Below are 15,580 nucleotides of genomic sequence, written 5' to 3'. Positions count from 1 at the left end.
GGCCGGAAGGGCCCGCCGCCCCGCTCCTGCCGTTCCCGGCGGCGCCCGGCCGTCGGCCCTGTTCCCGAATTGAGGTGTACCCGACATAATTTCAGGCCTCCCCCCACAGCCGACGGAGGCCTCCCCGCATGAGCCCTTACACCGCCAGCCGCCGGACCTTCCTCACCGGTGCCCTCGCCGCCACCGCCGGTGTCCTCGTCGGAGCGACGCCCGCCGGCGCAGCAGCCGAGCGGGCCCTCGGCACCCAGGACTGGATGGCCGGCATCGCCGACGCCACCCCGCTGCAACGCCTCACGATCCCGGGAACGCACAACTCCGGGGCGCGCTACGGCGGCCCCTGGACGGCCTGCCAGAACACCACGGTCGCCGAGCAGCTCAACAGCGGGATCCGCTTCCTCGACATACGCTGCCGGATCAGCGGCGACGCGTACGCCATCCATCACGGGGCCTCGTACCAGAACCTGAACTTCGACGACGTGCTGGGCGCCTGCCGGGACTTCCTGGCCCAGCGGCCGTCGGAGACCGTACTGATGAGGGTCAAGCAGGAGTACTCGGAGGAGAGCGACGCCGCGTTCCGGCGGATCTTCGACCTCTACCTCGACGGCAAGGGCTGGCGCCCGCTCCTGCGTCTGGACCCCGCGCTCCCGGACCTCGGCGGGGCCCGGGGCAAGGTCGTGGTGCTCGCCGACAACGGCGGGCTGCCGGGGGTCCGGTACGCCGACCCGGCGGTCTTCGACATCCAGGACGACTACATGGCCGAGCCGTTCGGCAAGTACCCCAAGATTGAGGCGCAGTTCCGCAAGGCAGCCCAGCAGCCCGGCAAGCTGTTCATGAACTACGTGAGCACCGCCGCCCTGATGCCGCCGCGCTGGAACTCCGACCGGCTCAACCCGCAGGTCCACTCGTTCCTCGACGGGGCGGAGGCGTCGGGCTGGCGCGGGCTCGGCATCGTCCCGCTGGACTACCCGGCGACCCGCTCCGGCCTGGTCGAGTCGCTGATCCGGCACAACCCGGCGGCCTGAGGCGCGCTCACAGCTCCGGCGGCGGCTGCGGTGCGCCCGGCAGACGGATCGAGGCCACCGTGCCCTCGCCGCCGGAAGCCGGGCGCAGGGCGATCTCCCCGCCCGCCTGCTGGACCGTGCGGGCCACGATGGACAGTCCGAGGCCGGAGCCGGGGAGCTGGCGGGCCGAGGGGGAGCGCCAGAAGCGTTCGAAGACGTGCGGGAGTTCCTCGGCCGGGATGCCGGGGCCGTGGTCCCGCACGGTCAGCTCGCCGCGGTGCAGGACGACGTCGATCGTGCCGCCGGACGGGCTGAACTTCACCGCGTTGTCCAGGACGTTGACGACCGCCCGTTCCAGCGCGGCCGGCTCGGCGCGCACGTACCAGGGGGCCAGTTCGGCGGTGATCGTCAGCTCGGGGCCGCGCAGCCGGGCACGTTGCAGGGCGGTACGGGTGATGTCGTGCAGGGCGACCACCTGGAGGGGGCCGGGCTCGGCGGCGTCCGGCCGGGAGAGTTCCTGGAGGTCGGCGATGAGGGCGGCCAGCTCGGTCATCTGGGCCTTCACCGAGGCCATCAGGGCCTTGCGGTCGTCGGGCGGGATGGCCCGGCCGGTCTCGTCGCTGCGGGCGAGCAGCTCGATGTTCGTACGGAGCGAGGTGAGCGGGGTGCGCAGCTCGTGACCGGCGTCCGCGATGAGCTGTGACTGGCGGTCCCGGGAGGTGGCCAGCGAGCTGGTCATCGAGTTGAAGGAACGGGAGAGGCGGGCGATCTCGTCCTCGCCCTCGGCCGGGATCCGGACGGTGAGGTCCTCGGTGCGGGCGACGTGCTCGACGGCGTCGGCGAGCTCGTCGACGGGGCGCAGGCCGGTACGGGCGATCCAGAGCCCGGCCGCGCCGGCGCCGACGACGCCGATGCCGGCGACGAGAACCAGCACCCAGGCCAGCGTGGAGAGAGGTGCGGTGACCTCGCTCATCGGGCGGGCGATGGAGACCGCGAGACTTCCGGATTCCGCCCCGGGGCCGCCCCGCACTTCGAGCCGGGAGGTGAAGACCCGCATGTCCGTGCCGTCCTCGGCCGTCGCCGAGTGCAGGGCGTAGGGCCGCTCCCGATCGGTCACCTCCAGGTCCTTGTCGCTCACCGGCAGCTTCGATGTGCCGGGAGCGACGCAGACCGTGCCCTGGGAGTCGATGAGCTGGACCGTCACACCGGTGAAGGGCGGGGGCTCCTGAGAGGTGCCGCCCTTGCAGTACGCGTACAGGTTCACCAGGTAGGGCTGGTCGACCTTGGAACTGCGCAACGACTTGTCCAGCTGGTACTCCAGCTGCTCACGCGTCACGAACCAGCAGGAGGCGGCGACCGCCGCGACCGCCACCGCGACCGCCGTCGCGACCAGCAGGGCCAGGCGGGAGCGGAGCGGCAGCGTGCGGAAGCGGCGGAGCAGGCCGGTCACGCCTCACCGCCGCCGGACCGCAGCGCGTACCCCACGCCCCGCACCGTGTGCACGAGCCGCGGCTCGCCGCCCGCCTCGGTCTTGCGGCGCAGGTACATCACGTACACGTCCAGGGAGTTGGAGCTGGGTTCGAAGTCGAAGCCCCAGACGGCCTTGAGGATCTGCTCACGGGTCAGCACCTGCCGGGGGTGGGCCAGGAACATCTCCAGCAGGGTGAACTCGGTGCGGGTCAGCTCGACCCGGCGGGTGCCCCGGGTGACCTCGCGGGTGTTCAGGTCCATCCGGAGGTCGGCGAAGGCCAGCACGTCGTTGTCGGGTACGGCCCCGCCCGCCGCGACCGCGTACGAGCTGCGGCGCAGCAGGGCCCGGATGCGGGCGAAGAGCTCGTCCAGCTCGAAGGGCTTCACGAGGTAGTCGTCGGCGCCCGCGTCGAGGCCGGTGACCCGGTCGCCGACGGTGTCGCGGGCGGTGAGCATCAGGATGGGGGTGGTGGCGCCGGTGGCCCGGATGCGCCGGGCGGCGGTGAGGCCGTCCATGCGGGGCATCTGGATGTCCAGGACGATCAGGTCGGGGGCGTACGACTCCGCCTTGGCGAGGGCGTCGTAGCCGTCCACGGCGACCTCGGTGCCGTATCCCTCGAAGGCGAGGCTGCGCTGCAGGGCCTCGCGCACGGCGGGCTCGTCGTCGACGATCAGAACGCGCTGCGGATCGTCTTCGGCGGGGCTCATCGCTACGTCGTCCTCTTCCTTCGCGTGACGGTTCCTGTGTGCTGTGCTCTCAGCCTCGCACGGCCGCCGCACGGCGTCGCGCGGCACGGCGCGCGCGGCCGGTGGTGGCGGTGGGGGTGCGGACCTCCGCCGGGCGGGAGCGGTCCGCGGTGGGGCGCCGGGCGGCCAGTTCGGCTGCCAGGGCGAGGGGGAGGGCCAGACCGGACGGGCCGGTGGCCGCGGTGTCGGTGTCGGGGTTCATTCGGGACCTCCTCGTCAGGAGCCGTTGCCGGCCCGCAGGGTGTCCAGGTCGGCCTTGACGGTGTTGACCGGGATGGCGAAGCCGAGGCCCACGCTGCCCGCCGCGGAGCCGCCCGAGGCGCTCGCCGAACTGGGGGAGTACATCGCGGAGTTGATGCCGATGATCTCGCCGTTCATGTTGATGAGCGCGCCGCCGGAGTTGCCGGGGTTGAGCGAGGCGTCGGTCTGGATGGCCTTGTACGTGGTCTTGGAGGTGCCCGTGTCGCCGTTGAACTGCTGCCCGCCGAACTCGAACGGCCAGTTCCCGCCGCCCTGTTGCTGCTGCTGTTCCTGACCGGAGCTGTCTTCGTCCTTGGCGACCGTGACATCGCGGTCCAGTGCCGAGACGATGCCGCTGGTGACCGTGCCGGTGAGGCCCTCGGGCGAGCCGATCGCCACGACCTGGTCGCCGACCTTCACCGCGGAGGAGTCGCCGAGGGAGGCGGTCTTCAGTCCGCTCGCGTCCTCGAGCTTGATGAGCGCCAGGTCCTTGTCGGCGTCCGTTCCGACGACGTCGGCGGTGTACGTCTTGCCGGTGCTGAGGGCCACCTTGATCTCCGAGGCCCCCGAGATCACGTGGTTGTTGGTGATGATCTCGCCGTCCGAGGAGATGACGACGCCGGAGCCTGTGGCGTCACCCGCCGAGGAGCTCGCGCTGATCTCGACGATCGCCGGTGACACGGCCGCCGCCACGCCTGAGACGGTGCCCGCGCTGCTCTGCGAGACGTTGGTGCCGCTGACGGCGCTGCTGGAGCCGGTGCTGTTCGAGCCGCCGTCCGCGAGCTCGCCGATGAGGGTCGCGGTGCCACCGCCGATCGCAGCCGCGGCGATCGCCACGGCCACGAGGAGGGCGAGGGGCCGCTTGACCCTGCGCTGCGGGGCCGGGGCGGGGGCCTGGGCCGGGTCCGCAGCGGCGGCGGGCTCGGGGGCGGGCCAGGCGTGGGGGCCGGGCTCCGCGGCGTTCTGCTGTGCGGGTTCGTACGCCGGCGGCGGCGGGTAGGCCGCCTCGCCGTTGCCGGACGAGGGATACGTCGGGTACGGGTACTCGCCGCTCGGGCGGTGGCTGTCGGTCATGTCTACGAGAGTGGCCACCGAACATGAGAGGGACCTGAGTACGTCCTGAGAAGCCCGGCAGAACCGTGTATGCCCCATATAAGGGACGCGCGGCTACGGAGCCGTGACCGTCGGTTCCCCGCAACCGCACGAGCGCCGCACCACGAGCGCGGACGGGAACTGCTTCAGCCGCTCGCGCCGGGACCCCGAGACCCGCAGCGAGTCGTCGAGGACCAGGTCCACGGCCGCCCGTGCCATCGCGGGACGGTCCGAGAAGACGGTCGTCAGCGGCGGATCCGTCAGGCCCGCCTCCTTCACGTCGTCGAAGCCCGCGACCGCGAGCTCCCCGGGCACATCGATCCGCAGCTCGCGCGCGGCCCGCAGCACACCGATGGCCTGGTCGTCCGTCGAGCAGAAGATCGCCGGCGGCCTGTCCGGGCCCGCGAGCAGCTTCAGGGCCACCTGGTAGGCGTCGTAGCGGTTGTACGGGGCGTGGAAGAGCCGGCCGTCCGTGGACCGCCCCGACTCGTGCATCGCCCGGCGCCAGCCCTCGATGTGGTCGGCGACCGGGTCGCCGACCACCGGGGTCGACTCCATGCCGCCGAGGCACGCCACGTAGGCGTTGCCGTGCTCCAGGAGGTGGCGGGTGGCGAGCTGTGCGCCGCCGATGTCGTCCGTGACGACCGCGACGTCGTCGATCGCCTCGGGCCGCTCGTGCAGCAGGACGACGCGGGCGTCCCATGCCTCTATCTCGGCCGCCGCCCGCTCGCTGGGCCCCTGGCTGACGAGGATCAGCCCGGAGACCCGCATGCCGAGGAAGGCGCGCAGGTAGTGGACCTCGCGCTCGTCGCGGTAGTCGGAGTTGCCGACGAGCACCATTTTCCCGCGCTCGGCGGCGGCCTGTTCGACCGCGTGCGCCATCTCCGCGAAGAAGGGCTGGCGCGCGTCCGGCACGATCATGCCTATGAGGTCGGTCCGCCGCGAGGCCATGGCCTGGGCGACCCTGTCGGGCCGGTACCCCAGCTCCTTGATCGCGGCGAGTACCCGCTCGCGCGTGGCCGGGGCAACCGGCCTGGGTCCGTTGTTGATGACGTAGCTGACGACCGCGGTCGACGTCCCCGCCAGTCTCGCCACATCGTCCCGCGTCACCTTGGCCACGCGCGGCAGTCTACGCGGATCGACCTACCGCTTGGCAGGTCGGACCGGGGCTTCTTCCGTGATCCCGGCTTCCATGGACTGCTCCGAACGGGTTACGTCGTCCTCCACCGCCTTGGCTGCCGCCTTGGCCTTGGCCTCCTCGGCGCCCCGTTCGACCTTCTCCGGTGCGACGAAGCGGTAGCCGACGTTGCGGACGGTGCCGATCAGCGACTCGTGCTCGGGGCCGAGCTTGGCGCGCAGCCGCCGTACGTGGACGTCGACCGTTCGCGTACCGCCGAAGTAGTCGTAGCCCCAGACCTCCTGCAGCAGCTGGGCGCGGGTGAAGACCCGGCCGGGGTGCTGCGCGAGGTACTTGAGCAGTTCGAATTCCTTGAAGGTCAGGTCGAGGACCCGGCCCTTGAGCTTGGCGCTGTAGGTCGCCTCGTCGACGGACAGATCGCCGTTGCGGATCTCCATCGGGGAGTCGTCGGCGGTGATCTGCTGGCGGCCGGTGGCCAGCCGCAGCCGGGCCTCGACCTCCGCGGGGCCCGCGGTGTCCAGCAGGACGTCGTCGATGCCCCAGTCGGCGGTGACGGCCGCGAGGCCGCCCTCCGTCACGACGAGGATCAGCGGACAGCCGGGCCCGGTGGACCGCAGCAGCTGGCACAGCGAGCGCACCTGCGGGAGGTCGCGGCGGCCGTCGATGAGGATGACGTCGGCACCAGGGGTGTCGACGAGAGCGGGTCCCTCGGCGGGAGCGACCCGCACACTGTGCAGCAGAAGGCCGAGGGCGGGGAGCACCTCCGTCGACGGTTGAAGGGCATTCGTCAGAAGCAGCAGTGAACTCATCGCCGCCCACCTGCCTGGGTCGTCGGTCGATCGTGCACGGTTCGCTCGCCCATTACGTCGGTCCTCCTCGTTCCCTGCGAGAGGGGCACTCCCGGGGTGGACCCGGGGGAGTATGCGGCACTGCTTCGTACTCCCGTACGAACGTTCACCCTGCGGCGGCCGTCATACGGTTTTTACGGTGCGGCCCCGCGCCCGGGGACCGCTGAGCTTGTTGAAACGTCTCCGTAACAACGCTCGGAAAGCACAAAAGGACCCGGGGGCAACTCTGCCCGGATCCTCTTCGCAGCAGAATAGCCCACATGAGTTCTGTGTCCGAGGGTCGATTCACGAGTTCTTTTGTTCCCTCGATCACGCCGACCGCCCGGCGCACCACATTGCTGACCGGTGACGGCGTCCGTATCGAGGCGGTGTACACCCCGTGTACGCCAGGTTCCGGAGCCGGCGTGGACGGGGGATCCGCCGGTACGGCGATCGTCGTCGCGCACGGCTTCACCGGCTCCGTCGACCGGCCGGCCGTGCGGCGCGCCGCCGAGGTGTTCTCCCAGCGTGCGGCCGTGATCACGTTCTCGTTCCGGGGGCACGGGAGGTCCGGCGGGCGGTCCACGGTCGGCGATCGCGAGGTGCTGGATCTGGCCGCCGCGGTGGCCTGGGCGAGGTCCCTTGGACACCGGCGGATCGTTACGGTCGGATTCTCGATGGGCGGTTCCGTGGTGCTTCGGCACGCTGCTCTGTATACGGCGCCGGACGTACCGGATTCGGTCGGTACGGGTTCCGCCGCGGGCCCCGAACGAGTGGGCGGGCGCGCTGGGGCGCACGCGGGGCGCACAGAAGCGCACTCGGACGCGGTGGTCTCCGTCAGTGCTCCCGCCCGCTGGTACTACCGGGGTACGGCTCCGATGCGGCGCCTGCACTGGGTGGTCACCCGGCCCGCCGGCCGGTTCGTCGGCCGCTACGGCTTCCGCACCCGGATCGACCGCAAGGACTGGGACCCGGTCCCGCTCTCCCCGGTCGAGGCGGTCCCTCTGATCGCCCCTGCCCCCCTGCTGATCGTGCACGGCGACCAGGACCCGTACTTCCCGATCGACCACCCCCGGATGCTGGCCGAAGCCGCGCGGGGCACGGCGGAGCTCTGGCTGGAGCGCGGGATGGGGCACGCGGAGAACGCTGCGGACGAGAGCTTGCTCACCCGTATCGCCGACTGGACGGCGTCGGCGTGATTCATGATGGACAGCTGACGCACGAGGAAAGGGGTGTCGCCATGGCAGCGGGGACGATCCGCTACTGGGCCGCGGCCAAGGCCGCCGCAGGAACCGCGGAGGAGCCGTACGCGGCGGCGACGCTCGCCGAGGCGCTCGACGGGGCGCGGGAGCGGCACCCGGGCGAGCTGACGCGGGTGCTGCAGAGGTGCTCGTTCCTCATCGACGGAAACCCCGTCGGGACCCGTGGCCATGAGACCGTACGGCTTGCCGAGGGCGGCACGGTCGAGGTGCTCCCGCCGTTCGCAGGAGGGTGAACCGCAGACCATGAGCAACAGCGATCAGCAGTATCCGTACGGGCAGCAGCCGCCCCGGTACGGGCAGCAGGCCCCTCAGTACGGGCAGCAGTCGCCGTACGGCGACCAGGAGCCCTACGCCGCCGCCTATGACTCCGTGCCGTACGACGTCGCTCCGGACGGCTCCGCGTGGCCGGCCGGGCAGGCGGAGCAGCAGCCCGCGGCACCCCAGGAGCCGGTGGACCCGCAGGCCGGTGCGCCCGGGCACACCGACCAGGGTGCGACCCAGACGTGGCAGGGCCAGACCTGGGACACCCAGTACCAGCCGACGGTCCGGCCGGAGCAGCAGGCCGCGTACCAGCAGGCACCGCACGCCGCCCCGTACCAGCAGCAGGCGGCGTACCAGCCGGCCGCGCAGCCCGTTCCGCAGCCGGCCCCGCAGACCGGCCCGCAGGCCGGCTCGCACTCCGTCCCGCAGTTCGCCTCGCAGAGCAGCACCTCGGGCTCGTACCCGCTGCCGCCCGAGGTCCCGTTCCTCCCGGAGGCCCCGGCCGACCCGGCGGCGGGCGCCCCCGTGCAGGGCGGCTCCGGCTACAGCGCGCCCACCACGCTGGGCAACAGCCGGATCACCGACGCCCAGCGGGCCCGCGCCGAGGGTCGTTCGCCGATCATCGCGCCCGGGATGCAGCCCGCCGCGATCACGGCGGGCCTCGGCCTCCTGATCGCCCTCGGCGCCGCGATCGGGCCGTACGCCCTGCTCGTACCGCTGGTCCTGCTCCAGGCCGTGACAGCGGCCGGATGGTTCCGGCTCAACGGCATGTGGCCCGCCCGGCAGGGCATCGCCCTCGCGTTCGCCGGTGGGTTCGTCGCCGACGTCGTCCTGCTCGCCGCGGGCCGGGACAACGCCCCGGCCGCCATCCTCGGCACGCTCGGTGTGTGGGTGCTGCTCACCCTCGTACTCCAGCTGCGCAGTCACGCCGGGGCCGACGAGCGGATGTACGGCCTGACCGCCACCGTCGCCTCGGCCGCGCTCGCCGTCCTGGCCGCCGGGCACCTCGCGGCGGCCCCGGACGCGGTGACGGTGGGCGGGATCGCGGTCGCGGTGGCCGTGCTCGTCAGGGCCCTTCCGCTGCCGGGTCCGGCCTCGGTCGTCGTCGCGCTGCTCGTCGCGGCGGGCGCCGGAGCCGCTGCCGGCGGACTGACCGGTATCGGCACCCAGGGCGCGTTCCTCGGGCTCGCGGCCGGAGGCTGCGCGCTGATCGGTCTGCGGGTGGCGAGCTACGACTACCCGTCAAGGTTCGTGCACATGACGGCCGGAGTGGCCCTGCCCCTCACCGCCGCGGCTCCGGCCGTCTATCTGATCGGCCGTGCGATCGCCTGATGCCGCTCATGTCGCCCGCCCTGTTTCCCGTCGGGGGGAACCGGCCGGGCCGCTTGCTCGTCGATCACTCCGGGCGCGCCGCGCGGCGGCAGTAGGCTCACGGGCGAGGGTCCGGCCGGTCGGAGTGGGGGAGCAACAGGCATGCGCGCACTGCGAATACTGCTGATCATGGCTGTGGTACTGGGCGGAATATTCGTCGCCCTGGACAGGGCGGCGGTGTACTTCGCGGAGTCCGAGGCCGCGGACCGGGTCTCGTTCGGCGGTGCGGAGACCGGTTCGACCGAGGTCGACATCAAGGGCTTCCCCTTCCTGACCCAGATCGCCGGATCGGAGCTCGACCAGGTCGACGTCAAGGTCAGCGGCGTACGGACCAGCGCGGGCGGCCGTTCGATACGGATCAGTGAGATCCAGGCCCAGCTGCACCAGGTGAAGCTCGGCGCCGGCTACACCAGCGCGACCGCCTCCCGGGCGACCGGGACGGCCCTTGTCTCGTACGAGGACCTCACCAAGGCGGCGGACAACGGTGTCACCGTCGCGTACGGCGGCAACGGCAAGGTGAAGGTCTCCGGCTCGGTCGAGATCCCGCTGCTGGGCCGTTCGGTCTCGCGCAGCGTGCTCTCCACCGTCACCCTGGTCGACGGCGACACCGTCAAGGTCCACGCGGACGAGGTGCCGGGTGAGGGCATCCCCGGTCTGGAGGAGCTGGTCCGCAAGAAGACCGACTTCCAGCGCGAGATCGGCGGTCTGCCGGCGGGGCTGAAGCTGGACAGGATCGAAGTGGCCGAGGACGGCCTGAGGATCTCGGTGACGGGCTCGGACATCGAACTCGCCGGCTGACGGCTCCACTTGGAGCGGCGGCGGATAGCCGCGGGCGGGACGGGGTAGGGGGACCGCGAGGGCGCACGTGACGGCCGATCCAGATACTGAGACGGCCCCGTCCGACCCGTAGATGACTGTGCGGCCCGAACCGCCGGCGAACCCGCCGGACGGGCCTCCGATCCGCACCTCGTCTCGCATCGCGGACGATCGTGTCTCATCATCCGACACGACGGTGACATCTCCGCCCGTACCTCCCTACGATCGGACACATGAAGCGACAGGCGGACCTCACGAAGCGGCGGGCAGTAGACCTGTGCCGCGTCGCCGCCATGCTCTGTCGCACTTTCTGAGCGGGACGTTCTCCCGTTTCGCCCGGCCCTTCGACGACGTCAGGGCCGAACCCCGTGCCTTCCCGTACGCGTCCGCTCCCAGCACCTGCGCGTACACCTCGCACATCGCACACCGCACCACCCCGCCGCAGACTGCCCCGGAGGAGAAACACATGAGCCGCGCAGACGTTCTGGTCGACGCCGACTGGGTCGAGGCCCACATCGACGACCCGCAGGTAGCCATCGTCGAGGTCGACGAGGACACCTCGGCGTACGAGAAGAACCACATCAAGAACGCGATCCGGATCGACTGGACGAAGGACCTCCAGGACCCGGTCCGCCGTGACTTCGTGGACCAGGCCGGCTTCGAGAAGCTCCTGTCCGAGAAGGGCATCGGGAACGACACCCTCGTCGTCCTCTACGGCGGCAACAACAACTGGTTCGCCTCGTACGCGTACTGGTACTTCAAGCTGTACGGCCACGAGAACGTCAAGCTGCTCGACGGCGGCCGCAAGAAGTGGGAGCTCGACTCCCGCGACCTGACCGACGCCGTCCCGACGCGCCCGGCCACCGAGTACAAGGCCAAGGCCCAGGACGAGTCGATCCGCGCCTACCGCGACGACGTCGTGAAGGCCATCGGCAGCCTGAACCTGGTCGACGTGCGGTCGCCCGACGAGTTCAGCGGCAAGCTGCTCGCCCCGGCGCACCTCCCGCAGGAGCAGTCGCAGCGCCCCGGCCACGTGCCGAGCGCCCGCAACATCCCGTGGTCGAAGAACGCCAACGACGACGGCACGTTCCGTTCGGACGACGAGCTCAAGGCGCTCTACGAGGACGAGCAGGTGGACCTGTCCAAGGACACCATCGCCTACTGCCGCATCGGTGAGCGCTCCGCGCTCACCTGGTTCGTGCTGCACGAGCTGCTCGGCCAGGAGAACGTCAAGAACTACGACGGTTCGTGGACCGAGTACGGCTCCCTCGTCGGTGTGCCGATCGAGCTCGGCGCCAACAAGTAAGTCCGCAGGACCTGATCAGCACCCCGACCAGAAGGACAGAACACCATGTGTGGAGCACAGGCCGGCGGCCCCGACGCTTCGACGATCAAGCCGGGCGAGACGACCATCCAGGGCAGCGTGACCCGTGACGGCGAGCCCGTCACCGGCTATGTCCGTCTGCTGGACTCGACCGGTGAGTTCACCGCCGAGGTTCCGACCTCGGCGACCGGACAGTTCCGCTTCTACGCGGCCGAGGGCACCTGGACGCTCCGCGCCCTGGTCCCGGGCGGCACCGCCGACCGCACGGTCGTGGCGCAGACGGGTGGCCTCGCCGAGGTCGCCATCGCCGTGTAGTTCCCGCGCACGACCGGCCGGAGGGCCGCACCCCAGGGGGTTGGACGCCACCTGAGCAGGGGTGCGGCCCTTCGCGCCGTCCGGGCCCCCGCCGGACCGCGGGATCCGTTCTACGCTGGAGGCATGTACGCCCGACGCCGTCGCGCCTACTTCCTGCTGATGGGCGGATGCCTCGTCCTCTTCGTCTCCGCCTGGGCCTTCGTGCGCCTGTGGTCCGTCCCCGCGGCGGTGGCCATGTGCGTGGTCGCCATGGTCATCCCGCCCGTCGCGGCCATGGTCGCCAACCGGCGGGGGCCGGAGGACCGTTGGTGGGACGATCCCTCCGGCGACCCCAAGTCGGACGAGTGGTGGGACGAGCTCGACAACAAGAAGCGCCGCCCCTAGAGCAGCTCCCGCACGAGGGTCAGTAGACGAGAGCCTGCGTGCCGTCCGCCATGGCCTCCTGCACGAACACCTGGGCGCCCGCGATGCGTACGCCCTCCAGGACGTCCTTCTCCGTGATGTCGCGCCGTGCCGCGCACTGCGTGCAGAGCGTGATCCGGCCGCCGGCCAGGATCGAGTCGACCAGATCGGGCAGCGGCGCGGCGTGCGGCAGTTCGAACTCGGCGGCGCGGCCCGGCAGTGCGAACCAGGCGGATTCGCCGGTCAGCCAGAGCGAGACCTCGACCCCACTGGCGACGGCCACGGCCGCCACGGTGAAGGCCTGTGAGCAGCGCTCGGGGGCATCGGCCCCGGCAGTCACCTTGATCACGAGCTTCTTCGACATGTACCGAACTGTAATCGTCGGTCGGGCAACCTCCCCCGGGACCTGTGGGTCAGTTGTGTGCGCAGGTAATGGAACCCGCGCTTCAGGTCTCTTTGGGGGGACCCTTTTGGAACCGAACGACACCATTCCCGCAGTGCCTGCCGAACCGGCAGCGCCTGCGGGACCCGCAGAACCGGCAGCGCCCGCAGAGCCCGCTGTGTCGGCAGTGCCCGCAGAACCTGTTGAGCCGTCCGCCCCGTCCGTACGCGTACGCCCGCGCGGGCGTACGACCCTGCTGATCGCCGCGGCGGCGCTGCTCGGCATCGCGGGCGGCACGGCTGTCGGCTACGGCGTCCAGGCCGAGAGGCCTCCGACGCCGCTGCCCGCGCTGTCGCAGGCGGAGCTGGCCTACCCGGCGAAGTCGCTGCCCGCGGACAAGGTCCCGGCCCCCCTGCCGGCCTCGCAGGACCGTCAGGTGCGGACGGACGGCGATCTGCGCAAGCTGATCATGAAGCGGCCGGCCGGCTGGAGCGACGACAAGGACACGGACTGGCTGAACGACGGCTGGGTGAGCGTGGACACGTACGCGCGGGACTTCGAGCACGAGGACTCCCAGCTCGAGTACCTCCTGGAGTCCGATGTCCGCCGTGTCGCGGGCGCCGCCTGGAAGAAGGGCGCGCACCGCGAGGCCAACGTGCGGCTCGTCCAGTTCCGCTCCGGGGCGATCGCCGAGGCGGCGTCGTACGCCGACGGCCAGCGCTCGTACATGCCCTCGAAGGAGCGCGGCGCCGGCAACGAAGGTGATCCGGTCAAGGGCAGCGGCAGCGGCCGCTACTACGTGTACGCCGTCGACCGGGAGCCCGGCTACATGCCGTTCTACCGCGCCAGGGCCGTCATGCACCGCGGCGACATCATGATCGAGATCAACGTGTTCGACACCGCGCCGATCAGCAAGAAGGACATCCGGACGCTGGCCGAGCGACAGCTGGAGCTCCTGTGAACGACGTCATTCCGCCCACCGCCGACGCGACCGCCGATGCGACCGCCGATGCGACCGACGCGCCTCCGCTCCAGGACGCCCCGGCACGCCCGGGCAAGCTCCGCCGGATCCTTCTCACCGCGCTTCCCGCCGTCCTGGTGATCGGTGCCGTCGGCGGCGCGGCCGCGTACACGACGATCACCGTCGACAGCGCGGACCGGTCCGTCGAGACGACCGTCTGGGACCTGGCCGATCACGGGCCGCTCAAGGACCCGGCGGCCGGCACCGACCGGGGCCGGGCCGACACCGAGCTCGGCAAGCTGATGCTGCCCGTTCCCGCCGGCTACCGGCTCGGACCCGATGTCGAGGATCTCGGCAACGACGGCGAGGTCAGCGGCAAGGAGGCCGCCGCCGCGATGAAGCAGTCCAACCGTGGGCTCGCGGGCAAGCAGCGCCGGGAGTTCGACAAGCGGGTGGACAAGCTCCGCGTGCAGGGCTTCGCCGCGCGTTCGTATGTGTCGGAGTCCAACGACCTGGTCGTGACCACCCAGATCATGCGGATGAAGGACAAGAAGGCCGTCCGGGATCTGTACACCTTCAAGCGGGAGCTCTTCGACGCCCTCGGCATCTTCCGCGACGGGCCGAAGATCACGGGTCAGACGCGCAAGGCCACGTGCTTCCTGACGCCCAAGGACAGCAAGGACAAGCTGGAGAACATGGTCTGCATGGCGTACGACGGCGAGCTGGGCATCAGCGTCTCGGCGGCCGGCATCAAGCCCTTCGACAAGGCCGCTGTCGCCGAACTGCTGAAGGACCAGCTGGAGCACATCACGTCCCCGGGGGAGTACATATGACCGAGAAGACGGCGGAACCGACCGACGAGGCCGCCCCCGCCAAGGACCTGCCCCCGCTGCCGCCGCCTCCGGTGCCGCAGGACCCGCCGCAGCAGGACCCGCCCTCGCAAAACCTCCCGCAGCAGGTACCCCAGCAGGACCTCCCGCAGCAGGACCCCCACCAGGAGCCGCAGCAGGACCTCCCGCAGGTCCCGCCCCGGCCGCCGCGCCGGGTGCTGCGGGCCGTCGCCCGGTGGACCGCCGCCGTGCTGGTCCTCGGGGGTCTCGGCGCGGGCACGGCCGCGGGCATCACGTCGATGAAGCGCACCGACGTACCCGGACTGGCCACCGAGGACGACGGGCGCTGGGACTACCCCCGGCTGACCCTGCCCGCCCTCCCGGCCGACGCGAACCGCCCGTTCAGCGACGCCAACACCGCGGAGGTCCACCACGCCGACCTGCGGCGTCTCCTCCTGCCGGCCCCGGCCGGTGCGGAGGTGGACAAGAAGGCCGACGGCTGGGTCACGACCGCGCAGTACGTCTCCGAGTACCCGAAGGACGACCGGGCGGAGATCACCCAGCGGCTGACCGACTCCGCCCTGCGGCACATCGCGGCCCGGAGCTGGACCATGCCGGACGGCACGTCGTCCCGGGTCTATCTGCTCCAGTTCAACTCGGTGGCGTACTCCACCGAGTTCCAGGACGGGCTCTTCGGGGACGCGTCGTACCCGCAGCCGCTCGCCGGGCTCACCGAGGCCGCCACCGACGACGAATGGCCGGGCACGGGCGGCGTGGAGTACACCACGCCCCGCGTGTACACCGAGGCGAAGCCGTACGGCGCGGAGCACGTCCGCCACGCGTACGTGCTGGCCGGGGACACGGTCGCCCTCGTCGTCCACACCCGGAAGGGCGCGGCGGGCACGGAAACCGTTCCGTTCCACCAGACCGTGGTCCTGCAGAACCAGCTGCTGGGCTGACCGCGCCCGGGGGAAACCCCGGACCGCCGTGCCGGGCCCCCACCCATTAGGCTGGGGGCCCGGTCCTGTACCGCCGTCACGTCGTTAGTCCCGAGGAGCTCCCCGTGCTTGAGGCATTCTTCTCCGCCCTGCTGATCCTGGTCTGCGTCGGCGTGCTCGCCTTCTCCGTAGTGACCGTGAAG

The 15,580-nt window shown here is 71.4% G+C and carries 19 protein-coding genes; 12 read left to right on the top strand and 7 right to left on the bottom strand.

The window, feature by feature from the left end; translation table 11 throughout:
- Positions 1–128: 128 nt before the first annotated feature.
- A complete protein-coding gene (locus tag ACFQ6X_RS33785; RefSeq protein WP_383187423.1) occupies positions 129–1,022 on the top strand; it encodes a phosphatidylinositol-specific phospholipase C in 894 nt (297 codons plus the stop codon).
- A gap of 7 nt (positions 1,023–1,029) precedes the next feature.
- Here the strand turns inward: ACFQ6X_RS33785 and ACFQ6X_RS33780 are convergent, their stop codons facing one another.
- The 6 genes from ACFQ6X_RS33780 to ACFQ6X_RS33755 form a co-directional block, all read right to left on the bottom strand.
- Entirely contained in the window at positions 1,030–2,451 is a 1,422-nt protein-coding gene (locus ACFQ6X_RS33780; protein WP_383187421.1) for a sensor histidine kinase, read from the bottom strand.
- The gene (locus ACFQ6X_RS33775) at positions 2,448–3,179 is read right to left on the bottom strand and encodes a response regulator transcription factor (protein ID WP_383187420.1); all 732 of its coding nucleotides are present in this window, start codon (positions 3,177–3,179) and stop codon (positions 2,448–2,450) included. Before ACFQ6X_RS33775 ends, ACFQ6X_RS33780 begins: the two co-directional genes overlap by 4 nt.
- A gap of 49 nt (positions 3,180–3,228) precedes the next feature.
- Positions 3,229–3,420 carry a hypothetical protein gene (locus ACFQ6X_RS33770; RefSeq protein WP_383187418.1) on the bottom strand — a complete coding sequence of 64 codons (192 nt, stop codon included), beginning with the start codon at positions 3,418–3,420 and terminating at the stop codon, positions 3,229–3,231.
- Positions 3,421–3,434: 14 nt separating this feature from the next.
- A complete protein-coding gene (locus ACFQ6X_RS33765; RefSeq protein WP_383187415.1) occupies positions 3,435–4,532 on the bottom strand; it encodes a S1C family serine protease in 1,098 nt (365 codons plus the stop codon).
- Between the two features lie 93 nt (positions 4,533–4,625).
- The gene (locus ACFQ6X_RS33760) at positions 4,626–5,669 is read right to left on the bottom strand and encodes a LacI family DNA-binding transcriptional regulator (protein WP_329208754.1); all 1,044 of its coding nucleotides are present in this window, start codon (positions 5,667–5,669) and stop codon (positions 4,626–4,628) included.
- Positions 5,670–5,693: 24 nt separating this feature from the next.
- Positions 5,694–6,497, bottom strand: coding sequence for a response regulator transcription factor (locus tag ACFQ6X_RS33755; RefSeq protein ID WP_383187412.1), 804 nt, complete (start codon positions 6,495–6,497; stop codon positions 5,694–5,696).
- Between the two features lie 299 nt (positions 6,498–6,796).
- Between ACFQ6X_RS33755 and ACFQ6X_RS33750 the strand changes: the two genes are divergently transcribed.
- The 8 genes from ACFQ6X_RS33750 to ACFQ6X_RS33715 all read left to right on the top strand — a co-directional run bounded on the left by ACFQ6X_RS33750 (position 6,797) and on the right by ACFQ6X_RS33715 (position 12,248).
- Positions 6,797–7,714, top strand: coding sequence for an alpha/beta hydrolase (locus ACFQ6X_RS33750; protein WP_383187409.1), 918 nt, complete (start codon positions 6,797–6,799; stop codon positions 7,712–7,714).
- Between the two features lie 41 nt (positions 7,715–7,755).
- Positions 7,756–8,010 (top strand): MoaD/ThiS family protein, encoded by a 255-nt coding sequence (locus ACFQ6X_RS33745; protein WP_329208751.1) that lies wholly within the window; start codon positions 7,756–7,758, stop codon positions 8,008–8,010.
- 10 nt (positions 8,011–8,020) lie between these two features.
- Complete coding sequence (locus ACFQ6X_RS33740) at positions 8,021–9,370, top strand: hypothetical protein (protein ID WP_383187407.1); 1,350 nt, start codon at positions 8,021–8,023, stop codon at positions 9,368–9,370.
- 141 nt (positions 9,371–9,511) lie between these two features.
- Complete coding sequence (locus ACFQ6X_RS33735; RefSeq protein WP_383187405.1) at positions 9,512–10,207, top strand: DUF2993 domain-containing protein; 696 nt, start codon at positions 9,512–9,514, stop codon at positions 10,205–10,207.
- 251 nt (positions 10,208–10,458) lie between these two features.
- Positions 10,459–10,539, top strand: coding sequence for a putative leader peptide (locus ACFQ6X_RS33730; RefSeq protein WP_350310325.1), 81 nt, complete (start codon positions 10,459–10,461; stop codon positions 10,537–10,539).
- A 152-nt stretch (positions 10,540–10,691) separates the two neighbouring features.
- On the top strand, positions 10,692–11,531 hold the full coding sequence (locus ACFQ6X_RS33725) for a sulfurtransferase (protein ID WP_383187402.1): 840 nt from the start codon (positions 10,692–10,694) through the stop codon (positions 11,529–11,531).
- Positions 11,532–11,576: 45 nt separating this feature from the next.
- Positions 11,577–11,864 carry a DUF1416 domain-containing protein gene (locus ACFQ6X_RS33720; protein WP_014154938.1) on the top strand — a complete coding sequence of 96 codons (288 nt, stop codon included), beginning with the start codon at positions 11,577–11,579 and terminating at the stop codon, positions 11,862–11,864.
- A 51-nt stretch (positions 11,865–11,915) separates the two neighbouring features.
- Positions 11,916–12,248, top strand: a complete 333-nt coding sequence (locus tag ACFQ6X_RS33715) for a DUF3099 domain-containing protein (protein WP_383187429.1) — start codon at positions 11,916–11,918, stop codon at positions 12,246–12,248.
- 19 nt (positions 12,249–12,267) lie between these two features.
- On the opposite strand, the gene ACFQ6X_RS33710 is transcribed toward ACFQ6X_RS33715, so the two are convergent.
- On the bottom strand, positions 12,268–12,630 hold the full coding sequence (locus tag ACFQ6X_RS33710) for a DsrE family protein (protein WP_383187399.1): 363 nt from the start codon (positions 12,628–12,630) through the stop codon (positions 12,268–12,270).
- A gap of 106 nt (positions 12,631–12,736) precedes the next feature.
- Between ACFQ6X_RS33710 and ACFQ6X_RS33705 the strand changes: the two genes are divergently transcribed.
- From ACFQ6X_RS33705 to ACFQ6X_RS33695, 3 genes are read left to right on the top strand one after another with little or no spacing between them, the layout of a single operon-like run.
- Positions 12,737–13,609, top strand: a complete 873-nt coding sequence (locus tag ACFQ6X_RS33705) for a hypothetical protein (RefSeq protein WP_383187396.1) — start codon at positions 12,737–12,739, stop codon at positions 13,607–13,609.
- On the top strand, positions 13,606–14,442 hold the full coding sequence (locus ACFQ6X_RS33700) for a hypothetical protein (RefSeq protein WP_383187394.1): 837 nt from the start codon (positions 13,606–13,608) through the stop codon (positions 14,440–14,442). The genes ACFQ6X_RS33705 and ACFQ6X_RS33700 overlap by 4 nt, the downstream gene beginning before the upstream one ends.
- Complete coding sequence (locus ACFQ6X_RS33695) at positions 14,439–15,398, top strand: hypothetical protein (protein WP_383187393.1); 960 nt, start codon at positions 14,439–14,441, stop codon at positions 15,396–15,398. The genes ACFQ6X_RS33700 and ACFQ6X_RS33695 overlap by 4 nt, the downstream gene beginning before the upstream one ends.
- Positions 15,399–15,580: the final 182 nt, after the last annotated feature.

It is taken from the genome of Streptomyces sp. NPDC056452, assembly GCF_042796085.1.
Classification (GTDB): domain Bacteria; phylum Actinomycetota; class Actinomycetes; order Streptomycetales; family Streptomycetaceae; genus Streptomyces.
Note: the sequence above shows the minus strand (reverse complement) of the source record. Positions and strands in the feature narration are given on the sequence as shown.

What these genes read in the sequence shown, in the direction of transcription:
- ACFQ6X_RS33785 (WP_383187423.1), top strand. Translation starts at nt 129, where the DNA reads ATGAGCCCTTACACCGCCAGCCGCCGGACCTTCCTCACCGGTGCCCTC.
- ACFQ6X_RS33775 (WP_383187420.1), bottom strand. Translation starts at nt 3,179, where the DNA reads ATGAGCCCCGCCGAAGACGATCCGCAGCGCGTTCTGATCGTCGACGAC.
- ACFQ6X_RS33770 (WP_383187418.1), bottom strand. Translation starts at nt 3,420, where the DNA reads ATGAACCCCGACACCGACACCGCGGCCACCGGCCCGTCCGGTCTGGCC.
- ACFQ6X_RS33765 (WP_383187415.1), bottom strand. Translation starts at nt 4,532, where the DNA reads ATGACCGACAGCCACCGCCCGAGCGGCGAGTACCCGTACCCGACGTAT.
- ACFQ6X_RS33755 (WP_383187412.1), bottom strand. Translation starts at nt 6,497, where the DNA reads ATGAGTTCACTGCTGCTTCTGACGAATGCCCTTCAACCGTCGACGGAG.
- ACFQ6X_RS33750 (WP_383187409.1), top strand. Translation starts at nt 6,797, where the DNA reads ATGAGTTCTGTGTCCGAGGGTCGATTCACGAGTTCTTTTGTTCCCTCG.
- ACFQ6X_RS33745 (WP_329208751.1), top strand. Translation starts at nt 7,756, where the DNA reads ATGGCAGCGGGGACGATCCGCTACTGGGCCGCGGCCAAGGCCGCCGCA.
- ACFQ6X_RS33740 (WP_383187407.1), top strand. Translation starts at nt 8,021, where the DNA reads ATGAGCAACAGCGATCAGCAGTATCCGTACGGGCAGCAGCCGCCCCGG.
- ACFQ6X_RS33735 (WP_383187405.1), top strand. Translation starts at nt 9,512, where the DNA reads ATGCGCGCACTGCGAATACTGCTGATCATGGCTGTGGTACTGGGCGGA.
- ACFQ6X_RS33730 (WP_350310325.1), top strand. Translation starts at nt 10,459, where the DNA reads ATGAAGCGACAGGCGGACCTCACGAAGCGGCGGGCAGTAGACCTGTGC.
- ACFQ6X_RS33725 (WP_383187402.1), top strand. Translation starts at nt 10,692, where the DNA reads ATGAGCCGCGCAGACGTTCTGGTCGACGCCGACTGGGTCGAGGCCCAC.
- ACFQ6X_RS33720 (WP_014154938.1), top strand. Translation starts at nt 11,577, where the DNA reads ATGTGTGGAGCACAGGCCGGCGGCCCCGACGCTTCGACGATCAAGCCG.
- ACFQ6X_RS33710 (WP_383187399.1), bottom strand. Translation starts at nt 12,630, where the DNA reads ATGTCGAAGAAGCTCGTGATCAAGGTGACTGCCGGGGCCGATGCCCCC.
- ACFQ6X_RS33695 (WP_383187393.1), top strand. Translation starts at nt 14,439, where the DNA reads ATGACCGAGAAGACGGCGGAACCGACCGACGAGGCCGCCCCCGCCAAG.